The 11,627-nt window shown below is 43.6% G+C and carries 10 protein-coding genes; 1 reads left to right on the forward strand and 9 read right to left on the reverse strand.

From position 1 onward, the window contains the following. Positions 1–14: 14 nt before the first annotated feature. The 6 genes from hemL to hemA are packed head-to-tail and all read right to left on the reverse strand — an operon-like array spanning position 15 to position 6,238. Positions 15–1,307: a glutamate-1-semialdehyde 2,1-aminomutase gene (gene hemL, locus GZ22_RS09840; protein WP_038561823.1), complete on the reverse strand. Its 1,293-nt coding sequence runs from the start codon at positions 1,305–1,307 to the stop codon at positions 15–17. Between the two features lie 12 nt (positions 1,308–1,319). Then, positions 1,320–2,303, reverse strand: coding sequence for a porphobilinogen synthase (gene hemB, locus GZ22_RS09845; protein ID WP_038561826.1), 984 nt, complete (start codon positions 2,301–2,303; stop codon positions 1,320–1,322). Further along, positions 2,300–3,085, reverse strand: coding sequence for a uroporphyrinogen-III synthase (locus tag GZ22_RS09850; protein ID WP_038561828.1), 786 nt, complete (start codon positions 3,083–3,085; stop codon positions 2,300–2,302). Before GZ22_RS09850 ends, hemB begins: the two co-directional genes overlap by 4 nt. Next, positions 3,082–4,014: a hydroxymethylbilane synthase gene (gene hemC / locus GZ22_RS09855; RefSeq protein ID WP_038561832.1), complete on the reverse strand. Its 933-nt coding sequence runs from the start codon at positions 4,012–4,014 to the stop codon at positions 3,082–3,084. Before hemC ends, GZ22_RS09850 begins: the two co-directional genes overlap by 4 nt. A 27-nt stretch (positions 4,015–4,041) precedes the next feature. Next, complete coding sequence (locus GZ22_RS09860) at positions 4,042–4,866, reverse strand: cytochrome C assembly family protein (RefSeq protein WP_038561835.1); 825 nt, start codon at positions 4,864–4,866, stop codon at positions 4,042–4,044. A gap of 16 nt (positions 4,867–4,882) precedes the next feature. After that, complete coding sequence (hemA, locus tag GZ22_RS09865) at positions 4,883–6,238, reverse strand: glutamyl-tRNA reductase (protein ID WP_038561839.1); 1,356 nt, start codon at positions 6,236–6,238, stop codon at positions 4,883–4,885. A gap of 232 nt (positions 6,239–6,470) precedes the next feature. On the opposite strand from hemA, the gene GZ22_RS09870 reads away from it, so the two are divergent. After that, complete coding sequence (locus tag GZ22_RS09870) at positions 6,471–6,953, forward strand: LiaI-LiaF-like domain-containing protein (RefSeq protein ID WP_038561843.1); 483 nt, start codon at positions 6,471–6,473, stop codon at positions 6,951–6,953. Between the two features lie 30 nt (positions 6,954–6,983). Here the strand turns inward: GZ22_RS09870 and yihA are convergent, their stop codons facing one another. From yihA to clpX, 3 genes are all read right to left on the reverse strand, one after another. Then, on the reverse strand, positions 6,984–7,565 hold the full coding sequence (gene yihA, locus GZ22_RS09875; protein ID WP_038561846.1) for a ribosome biogenesis GTP-binding protein YihA/YsxC: 582 nt from the start codon (positions 7,563–7,565) through the stop codon (positions 6,984–6,986). Continuing rightward, on the reverse strand, positions 7,552–9,885 hold the full coding sequence (lon, locus tag GZ22_RS09880; RefSeq protein WP_038561849.1) for an endopeptidase La: 2,334 nt from the start codon (positions 9,883–9,885) through the stop codon (positions 7,552–7,554). The genes yihA and lon overlap by 14 nt, the downstream gene beginning before the upstream one ends. Positions 9,886–10,044: 159 nt before the next feature. After that, entirely contained in the window at positions 10,045–11,322 is a 1,278-nt protein-coding gene (clpX, locus tag GZ22_RS09885) for an ATP-dependent protease ATP-binding subunit ClpX (RefSeq protein ID WP_038561852.1), read from the reverse strand. Positions 11,323–11,627: the final 305 nt, after the last annotated feature.

Genomic DNA, 11,627 nt, shown 5'->3' on the forward strand with positions numbered 1-11,627 from the left:
CTTGGGCTTTGAGTTTAAGATGCTACTATTTTCTTGAAGGCTTGTCTAGCTGCTTCAATCGTCGCTTCGATGTCCTCATCTGTATGAGCAGCTGATAAGAACAACCCCTCGAATTGAGAAGGCGGCAGGAAGATACCCGCTTCAATCATTTCTCGGTAGTACATGGAGAAGTGATCCAAGTTAGATGTCTTCGCCGTATCAAAGTTGATAACAGGAGTATCCGTAAAGAACACACCAACCATGGAACCAGCACGGTTTACTTGCAATGGGATGCCGAACTCCTCTGCAGCTGCTTTATAGCCTTCAGCAAGACGGTCAGCATGCGCATTGATACGCTCATACGCCGCTTTATCCATTGCTGCCAACGTCTCGTATCCAGCAGTCATAGCCAGTGGATTTCCTGACAATGTGCCTGCTTGATAAATATCGCCCGCTGGAGCAACACGATCCATAATCTCCTTACGGCCGCCATAAGCGCCTACTGGAAGACCACCGCCAATGATTTTACCAAGGCAAGTCAAGTCCGGCTCAACGCCGAAGTGGCCTTGTGCAGAATGATAACCAACTCGGAAACCAGTCATTACTTCATCAAAAATGAGCAAAGCACCATGCTGCTTCGTGATATCACGAATTCCTTCAAGGAAGCCTGGCTGAGGTGGTACAACACCCATATTTCCACAAACTGGCTCAGCAATGACAGCCGCAATATCGTCACCGTACTGTTCGAAAGCATATCGAACGCTTTCCAGATCATTGTACGGTACTGTAATCGTATTACGAGCAATTGTTTCCGGTACACCTGGGCTGTCCGGAAGTCCAAGTGTTGCCACACCAGAACCGGCTTTGATTAGAAGGGAATCGCCATGTCCATGATAGCTGCCTACAAATTTCAGGATCTTGTCGCGTCCAGTGAAGCCACGTGCCAAACGAAGAGCACTCATTGTCGCTTCTGTACCGGAGTTAACCATACGTACGATATCCATGGATGGAATCCGCTCTTTTACTAAAGCTGCCATCTTATTCTCGATCACAGTAGGTGCGCCGAAGCTTGTACCTTTCTCTGTGATCTTCTTCAAGCCTTCTACAACACGATCATCTGCATGTCCTAGAATGAGTGGTCCCCAGCTTAGTACATAATCGATGTACGTATTGCCATCAATGTCTGTGATTTTGGAGCCTTTACCGTTATCCATGAAGATAGGATCCATTCCTACGGAGCGGAATGCACGAACCGGGGAATTAACTCCGCCAGGCATATGCTGTTTCGCTTCTTCGAATGCCGCTATCGATTTTTCAAAGCTTTTCATCAGATTTCCTCCTCAGTTGTCTTCCTTCAGCCATCTTGCTACATCTTTTGCAAAGTAAGTCATAATCAAATCAGCACCAGCACGTTTCATGCCGATCATTTTTTCCATAACAATTGCTTTCTCATCAATCCAGCCATTCAATGCAGCTGCTTTTACCATGCTGTATTCGCCGCTGACATTGTATGCAACGATTGGGGCATTGAATTGATTACGCACATCACGAATGATATCCAAGTAAGCAAGTGCAGGTTTCACGATAAGGAAGTCTGCGCCCTCTTCGATATCAGATGTTGCTTCGCGGAACGCTTCTCTTCTGTTGGAAGGATCCATTTGATACGTTTTGCGGTCGCCGAATTGCGGAGCACCATCAGCTGCTTCGCGGAATGGACCGTAAAAGGCAGAGGCGTATTTGACAGAATAAGCCATAATCGGAATGTTCGTAAAGCCGGCTTCATCCAGTCCCTTGCGGATTGCTTGTACATAGCCGTCCATCATGTTAGAAGGTGCAATGATATCAGCTCCTGCTTTCGCTTGGCTCACTGCAGTATCTACTAAATAGCCTAGTGATTCATCATTATCGATTATTCCGTCATGCACGATGCCGCAGTGTCCATGAGATGTATATTCACAAAGGCAAGTATCTGCAATCAATAAAAGCTCAGGGACTTCCTGTTTTGTCTGACTGATTGCACGCTGTACGATGCCGTGGTCATGGAAAGCACCAGTTCCGACTTCGTCTTTTTCAGCTGGAATACCAAAAAATAGAACCGATTTGATTCCTAATTCGCTTACTTCCTTCATTTCAGCTGATAAATTATCTAAAGACAGCTGGAATACACCTGGCATGGAAGAAACTTCATTACGTACGTTTTCACCTTCAACAACGAAAACTGGGTAAATCAAGTCATCCACTGTTACTTCAGTTTCTCTTACTAGTGCCCGCATGTTTGCTGATGTACGCAAACGGCGGTGGCGTTTAAATTCTGCCATTGTCATTCACCTGTCCTTTGTTCATAGTAATGTAATAATGCATCGATCATTGCTTCTGCTGTGTAGTGAGCAGGCAGCAGGATATTATCAAAGCCATATCGCTTAGCTGCTTCCTCTGTTGTCGGTCCAATAACGAGACAAAGTTTTTCCAGCTGCTTTGTTTTCATTTCAGACTGACAGATAAAAGAGTGAAAAGTCTCTATCGACGAGGGACTTGTAAACGTCAAAACCTCTGGCTTGTCGTTTTGCAGGACCTTGTTCAGAAGCTCTTGGTTACATTTCTCTTCTACCGTATCATAGACGACCATTTTCTCGAAATTATAGCCATTCTGTCTTAATCCGTTTGATAATGCTGGCCGGGATAAGTTCCCTTGAATCAGCAGTATCCGGCTAGCAGGATCATATGCTGCACTGAATTCTTCTGCTAAGCGGTCAGCAGTATACGCATCCGGTATTAAATCAGCATTCCTGTCCAGCACTCTTTCTACCGCCTCAGCCGTTTTCTGTCCGACTGCAGCAATATGGCAATGTTTCCAGTTCTCTAAATCGGAAAACTTACTCACTAATGCATGGAAGTGCTCCACTCCATTGATGCTCGAGAAGAACAGCCAGTCAAAGCGATTGCCTTGCTGGCTAAGCATTTGATTGTTCTTATCCGTTCTAGTTCGGAATGTTAGTAAAGGCACCATAATAGGACTCGCGCCTGCTTGGGCCAGCTGTTCAGCTAATCGGACAGCCTGCTGCTTCGGGCGCGTTACGAGCACCTTCACGGCCGGCAGCCGGCTCAATTGGATTCCGACTCCTGAATCGCTTTGGTGATGATATTCTGCGCACCTTGTTCCTGCATCTTTTCAGCGGCAAGTTTACCAACTTCCTGAGGATCAGTTCCTCGTACTTCTTCTTTGTATACTTGTTTTCCGTCAACAGAAGCAATCAAAGCTGTCAGAACAACATCATCTTCTTCCATATGAGCAACACCAGCAATCGGCACTTGACAGCTTCCGTTCATCAAATAGAGGAAAGTACGCTCAGCCGCTACCGTCTGCTGCGTATAAGAATCATTGATTTTCGCTAAAAGCTCGATCAATTCCATATCCGTATCGCGGCATTCGATTGCAAGTGCTCCTTGACCGATAGCTGGAAGGCAAAGATCTGTTTCCAGGAATTCTGTTACAATTTCATCGCCCCAGCCCATGCGCTTCAAGCCAGCAGCAGCAAGAACAATTGCATCAAAATCTTCATTCTCAAGCTTTTTCAAGCGCGTGTCGATGTTACCGCGTATCGGTTTGATCTCGATATCCGGACGAATAGCAAGAATCTGTGAAGCGCGACGAAGGCTGCTTGTTCCAACAACCGCACCTTCCGGCAATTCCCTTAAGGAGACGTTATTCTTAGAAATCAAAGCATCCCGATAGTCCTCCCGAACTGGTACGCTGGCAATGGTTAGACCGACAGGAAGCTCGGATGGCATGTCTTTCATACTATGTACGGCCATATCGATTTCCTCGTCATACATAGCTTGCTCGATTTCCTTGACGAACAACCCTTTTCCTCCAACCTTTGAAAGTGTAACGTCTAGGATTTTGTCTCCCTTTGTTTCGATTTTCTTGATTTCGAATTCATATGGCGCACCTGCTTGTTTTAATTGCTCGATAACCCACTTTGTTTGTGTAAGAGCCAAATTGCTTTTTCTTGAACCGACGATAATTTTTCGCATTGCTCTACCTCCTAAGGACTACATAATTTACCCAGTAAAATGAAATGATGAATACGTGCTAAGCAAGAAGAAATTAATGATTAGGATCAGAAAGGCTGCAATAGTATATATTGCCAGGCCTTTCCCTCTGACACCTCTTGCCAAACGCAGGAAAAGATACACTGCATAGACGGCCAGCACCGTCAGCGAACCGATTGTCTTCCAATCATACCAATAAAAGACGGCTGTTGTCGTATAAGCCCATACAATCCCCATAACAATCGATAACAATAACAAAGGCGTCCCGATGGTTATAGAAGTGAAGGTATATGTCTCTAGCTTGCCCAAGTCGCCAAGCCTTGTCCACCACCTATACCCTTTTTTCTGCTTCAAAAGTTGGAATTGAAATAAGTACATGGTAGCGAAGACAAAGGACAGAGTGAAGAACCCATACGCAAGAATAGCCAGCGTAATATGTGCGATCAGCACTTCATTCATAAAAGGAATGGTCTGAGTCCATTCCCTCTCGTAAGCTGAGCTTGCAATATATAATAACATCATAAAAAAGCCGACCACATTCAGAAAGAAAGTGAGAAAATCGACTTTGTAGATGCGATTGATGAATAAAGATAGTGACACCAGGACCCAAGCATAAAAGTATAACCCTTCATATACGTCCTTTACCGGCAGGCCAGCATGCGCAATCATTTCCTGCAATAAAAAAAGGCTCTGGAAGAACCATACTAAAGTAAGCAAACGGAAGGCGAAAACATTCGCCTTCCGATTCTTTTGTATAAAATCGATAAAATAGCTGAAAATGCTGGCTGCATATAGAAGTAAAATAATTTCGTAAAGATAAGCCGGTACCTGCATCTATAAGCCCTTCTTTTTATCTAGTTGTGGAAGCACTTGGTACAGACTGAAGCTTTTGTGACTCTGTGCGCTCCAGTTTGATAAGATTATTTTGTTTATCCAACACCGCTTTTTCGATTCCAAAAATCTCTGCGAACTGTTGAATTAATTCTTCACTGTTTTCACGGCCGGCAAGCTCTTTTGCTTGTGTGATCGGCTGCTTAAGAAGCTGATTAATGATACTCTTCGTATGCTTGTTCAGCACTCGCATGTCACGTTCGCTAAGGTCAGGCAGTTTTCGTTCCAAACTCTTCATTGTCTCAGTTTGGATAGCTGCTGCTTTACGGCGTAGCTCAGAAATGACTGGTACAACACCTAATGTCTGCAGCCACACTTTGAAATCGACGATGCCGCCTTCAATCATAATTTCTATCTTCTCAACTGCTTCCTGACGCGCAGCCAAGTTCGCATCAACAACATCCTGTAAATCATCGATATCGTATAGGAAAGTGCTTTCCAGCTCATCCACGTCCGGATTAATATCACGCGGAACAGCAATATCAACTAAGAATAATGGCTGACCTTTACGTTCCTTGTGAACTGCTTGAAGCATTTCTTTATCCAGTACATATCCTGGTGCACCAGTAGAACTGATAACAATATCTGCATCATGCAATGTACTATCCAGTTCATCCCAACCAGCTGCTTTACCGTTGAACAAAGCAGCTAGCTGTTCTGCTTTTTCTTTTGTTCGATTGACTACCGTAACATCTTTTACGCCTGAACCGTGCAGGTTTTTCGCTGCCAGTTCCCCCATTTTACCAGCGCCTAAGATGACGATTCGTTTAGAAGAAATATCACCGAAGATCTTTTTAGATAACTCAACCGCTGCGTAGCTGACAGAGACAGCATTTTCTCCGATTCCAGTCTCTGTATGTGCACGTTTAGCTACCGTAACAGCCTGTTTGAACAATTCATTATAAATTGTTCCAGATGTGTGCAGCTCTTGTGCTTTTTGGAACGCGCGTTTCAGCTGTCCAAGGATTTGTGTTTCTCCTACTACCATGGAGTCCAGTCCGCTTGCTACCTTGAACAGATGCTCCACAGCTCTTTCATCCTCATGAAAAGTAAGATAAGATGCAATCTCGTCTTTTTCGATACCGAACCATTCAGACAAGAATTTCTTTATATAATAGCGGCCAGTATGGATCTGGTCGACCACTGCATAGATCTCCGTACGGTTGCATGTCGAAACAATGACGTTTTCGAGCATGCTTTTCTGGTTGGAGAGTGCTTGCATCGCTAAGCCAAGCTCTTCTTCCTTGAAACTTAGTTTTTCTCTTATTTCAATCGGGGCTGTGCGATAATTGATTCCAGCAACTAACATGTACATTCCCTTTTTCCCCCTTGAAAACATGTCGCTCTTACTAGTATAACACTATGGTATTTCTGTCCTATTCAAAATTGTGAACAGAATCGTAAACAATTGTGTTAGGATAGAGTGTGTGTTTATTTGTGAATGTTTGTGAATGATTTCATAAGTACATATAACAAGTTAACACAGCTAGTCATGATAATCAACGATTTAATCTTATTTAATAATAATTATTATGTGGAGAGATGTTATGACGAAGAAAAATGCTTTTATCGGATTCCTGCTACTGGGGATCGGTGCTTATTTCCTGTTACGTCAGTTGCGTGTTCCCTTGTTTGTCGACTTCTATTCGTGGCCGACTTTATTAATTATCATAGGCGCCGCACTACTATTGCATGCTTATCTTGCGAAAGATCATAAAAACTTATTCGCTGGCTATTTTATTCTTGGCTTAGGTATCCATTTCCACGGACTGAAACATTATGGCTTTTGGACCGATAGCTGGGGAGCCTATCCATTTTTAGCTGGTGCCGCTTTATTCATTAGCGCATTAAAAACGAAAAAAGGGTATGTATGGGCAATTTTGCTGCTTGCTCTCGGCATTTTTGCCATTGCAGCACCGCAGCAGCCTGCATGGTTCGGCTGGCTCGATAGGACAGCAGGTTTTATTAGTAATTATTGGCCTGTTTTGCTTATTTTGGCTGGTGCTTACCTTTTATTCAGAAAAAAATAACCGTACAAGCTATGCTTGTACGGTTATTTTTTATAGGAATTGTTTCAATACTCCCCATGCTTCCTCTTTTCCTTCTCCTGTTTCGGAGGAAAATGGAAGGATGATATCTTCTTGTAACAGCTGCAATTTATTAGCAGCTCGCTTGATATGCTGGACACGTTTACCTTTTGGAATCTTATCCAGCTTTGTTGCCACTACGACAACCGGCAATTCATAATGCTTCAGGAATTCATACATGCTCACATCGTCCTTCGTCGGTTCATGCCTAATATCGACAAGCAGTACAACCGCCTTCAGATTCTCACGTTCTGTAAAGTATTCCTCGAGCATAACGCCCCAAGCATTACGTTCTTTCTTTGAAACCTTGGCATATCCATAACCCGGCACATCCACAAAATGAAAGCGATCATTGATCTTATAAAAGTTCAATGTCTGTGTCTTCCCTGGCTTCTGGGATGTACGAACCAAGTTCTTTCGGTTGATCATCTTATTGATAAAAGATGATTTCCCTACATTCGAGCGGCCGGCTAAAGCAATCTCCGGCATATGTGTCACCGGATATTGCTTTTTCGATACCGCACTAATTACTATTTCTGCTTCAGTTACTTTCATGTTTATCTTCCACCAATGCGTATTTTAATACCTCATCAAGATGGCTGACTTTTATAAACGTCATGTCTTGCTTGATTGTATCCGGTATTTCTTCCAGATCCCGGTCATTATCGGCTGGGAAGAGGATTGTTGTAATACCTGCTCGGTGAGCACTCAAGCTCTTTTCCTTTAATCCACCAATCGGCAGGACACGTCCACGAAGGGTGATTTCCCCTGTCATCCCGACTTCCTTCCGAACCGGTCTCCCAGTAAGTGCACTCGTCAAGGCAGTGGCAATCGTGATACCAGCAGATGGACCATCCTTTGGTGTTGCTCCTTCCGGCACATGGATATGAATATCGTAGTGCTCATGGAACGATGGATCAACGCCGAGTTCTTCGGCATTGGAACGGATATAGCTGAATGCAGCCTGAGCTGATTCTTTCATAACATCGCCGAGCTTACCGGTTAGTGTTAGTTTTCCTTTACCTGGAGACAAGGAAACCTCTATTGATAGTGTATCTCCGCCAGCAGTCGTATAAGCAAGACCTGTCGCTGCGCCAACTTGATTCTCCTCTTCCATTAAACCATACCGGAAGCGTGGGCGTCCAAGCAATTCTTCTACTTTCTTCGCGCTTACTGTCACCCGTTTCTTATCTTCGGAAACAATGATGCGTGCAACTTTCCGGCAAACTGCTGCCAGCTGACGCTCCAGACCACGTACACCTGCTTCCCTTGTATAGCGACGCACGATATGTTCGAGCGCTTCATCTTTTACAAGAATGTTCCCTTTTTTCAAGCCATTCTCTTTAATCTGCTTCGGCAATAGATGTTCCTTGGCAATATGCAGTTTTTCTACTTCCGTATACCCTGCAATGCTGATGATTTCCATCCGGTCAAGGAGCGGCCCTGGAATAGAGCCTAAGTTATTCGCTGTTGCAATGAACATGACATTGGAAAGATCATACGTCTCTTCGATGAAATGATCACTGAATGAACTGTTCTGTTCCGGATCAAGTACCTCAAGCATAGCTGAAGACGGATCGCCTCTGAAGTCATTGGACATCTTATCAATCTCATCAAGCAGAAAGATAGGGTTCGTTGTACCAGCACGACGCATGCCCTGCATGATCCGTCCTGGCATCGCTCCGACGTATGTACGACGATGTCCGCGGATTTCCGCTTCATCTCGTACTCCGCCCAATGAAATACGAACAAATTTCCGATTAATTGCTTTGGCGATGCTTGTTGCTAAGGATGTTTTACCGACCCCGGGAGGTCCAGCAAGACAAAGAATTGGACCCTTCAAGGAATTAGTTAGTTTCTGAACAGCTAAGTATTCCAGTATACGTTCCTTCACTTTATCCAGACCGTAGTGATCCTCGTTTAAGGTTTCTTCGGCATGAGGAATATCGAGATTATCTTCTGTTTGTTTCTTCCACGGTAAAGCAATCAACCACTCTAAGTAGTTACGAATCACAGAGCTTTCTGCAGAGCTCTGTGGTACTCGCTCATAGCGGCTTAATTCCTTTTCCGCAACTTCCTTCATGTGATCCGTCATATCAGATGCTTTGATATCCGCCCGGAACTGTTCTATCTCACTGGACTTGCCATCTCGATCACCAAGTTCTTTCTGGATTGCTTTCATTTGCTCTCGCAAGTAATATTCTTTTTGGGTCTTCTCGACGGATTGTTTGACACGAAGGCCAATTTTCTTTTCAAGATCAAGTACTTCCCGCTCATTCGTAATGATCGTAATAATATGACGCAGACGTTCTTTTACATCTTGCATCTCCAAGATCTCTTGCTTATCATCCAATCGCAGTGACAGATGAGAGGTGATCATATCAGCCATGCGCCCAGGTTCCGTAATATCCGTTAAGGTCGCAAACGTTTCTTGGCCGATTTTCTTAGAAACCTTTATGTATTGCTCAAACTGTTCCAAAAGCGCACGCATCAGTGCTTCTTCTTCATTCTTCGTACCATGCTCGTCAGGACGTTCTTCTATTTCAACCATGAACTGCTTGTCATCCTCCAAGAAACGGATGATTTCAGCACGATATAGTCCTTCAACCAATACACGCATCGTACCATTCGGAAGCTTCATCATCTGATTGACTTTTGCTACCGTACCTATATGGTGGATTTCCTCTTCTGTCGGTTCATCCAAATCTACTTCCTTTTGCGCAGCCAGAAAGATTGTTTCTCCTTCCAGCATCGCTCGTTCCAATGCATGAACGGATTTTTCTCTTCCTACATCCAAATGTAGAACCATAGTCGGGAAAATAAGCAAACCCCTTAAGGGTAAAAGAGGCGTTATCAGTGTCTTCTCTTTTTCCATCGTGACACCTCCAAATGTCTGTCTTCTTCAGTTCTTCTTAAAGTATATACACAACCACAGTACTGTACCCATACTTTGTGAAAATCAAGAAAAAAATCCCTTGCCACCAACTGTAACAAGGGATTTGCTGTACATGATCATCTGCTTGTCAGATAGAGATTATGCACTCTCTTTTGGAGATTGCTGATTCTCATCTGTTACGGTACCATCATGCAGTACAAACTTCGGACGGCCATTCTCAAGCAGTACTGTATCTTTAGTTATGATGCATTGCTTGATATCATCACGGGATGGAAGTTCATACATAACGTCCAGCATGATACCTTCCATGATGGAGCGCAAGCCCCGCGCACCAGTTTTACGTTCAATTGCCAATTTAGCAATTTCACGAAGCGCATCTTCTTCGATAACCAATTCTACTTGGTCCATCTGGAAGAGCTTCTGGTATTGTTTCACCAATGCATTTTTAGGTTTAGTTAGGATCTCAACCAAAGCTTCCTCATCAAGCGGCTCTAGGCTGCCGATAACAGGCAAACGGCCGATGAACTCTGGAATCAAACCGAATTTCAATAGATCCTCAGGTAATACCTTGGAAAGATATTCGCCTTTGTCTAGTGTCTCTTTACCATCATTAGCACCAAAACCGATAACCTTGTTACCAAGACGGCGTTTGATGATTTGCTCGATTCCGTCGAAAGCACCACCACAGATAAATAGAACGTTTGTTGTATCAATCTGGATGAATTCTTGATGCGGATGCTTACGGCCACCTTGTGGCGGAACGCTTGCTACCGTACCTTCAAGAATTTTAAGAAGTGCCTGCTGCACACCTTCACCGGAAACATCACGAGTGATGGATGGGTTCTCGGATTTACGTGCTACTTTATCGATTTCATCGATATAGATGATTCCTTTTTCAGCTTTTTCTACATCGTAGTCAGCTGCTTGGATCAATTTAAGCAAGATGTTTTCTACATCTTCCCCAACGTAACCAGCTTCTGTTAAGGAAGTTGCATCTGCAATTGCAAATGGTACGTTCAGGATACGCGCTAATGTCTGAGCTAGTAATGTCTTACCACTACCAGTTGGTCCGATCATAGCGATATTACTTTTAGACAATTCTACATCATCAGAGCTCTTACCGGAATTGATACGTTTATAGTGGTTGTAAACCGCTACAGCAAGATTCTTCTTCGCTTTGTCCTGTCCAATAACGTAATCGCTTAGGATTTCACGAATTTCCTGTGGTTTCGGAATTTCTTTGAATTCAACTTCTTCTTCATTTCCAAGTTCCTCTTCCACGATCTCTGTGCACAAGTCGATGCACTCATCACATATATAGACGCCTGGTCCGGCTACTAATTTACGTACTTGGTCTTGGCTTTTGCCACAGAAGGAGCATTTAAGTTGTCCTTTTTCTTCATTAAATTTAAACATCATTTCACCCCTCGAATGTAATATCTATATATGATATCTCGAAAGATCAAACACATTCTGGATGCGCCCAGCCTTCCTTTTTCCAATCATATCAGATAAAAGCAGTATTAAAAAGCAAAACACTTTTTCCATCAGTATTAGCCAAATGAACGCAGGTAAACCCTGCAAAGGAAGATTTCTCCCTTTATTAAACTGGCAAATCCTGCATACGCGAAAAAAGAGGTACGTTTTATTATGGAGTTTTTTTTGTAAAAGTCAAACCATATGTATGTAGTATATGTAAACGAAAAAGCCGTTCATGCACG

Source organism: Terribacillus saccharophilus, from assembly GCF_000725365.1.
In the GTDB taxonomy this organism is placed as follows: domain Bacteria; phylum Bacillota; class Bacilli; order Bacillales; family Amphibacillaceae; genus Terribacillus; species Terribacillus saccharophilus.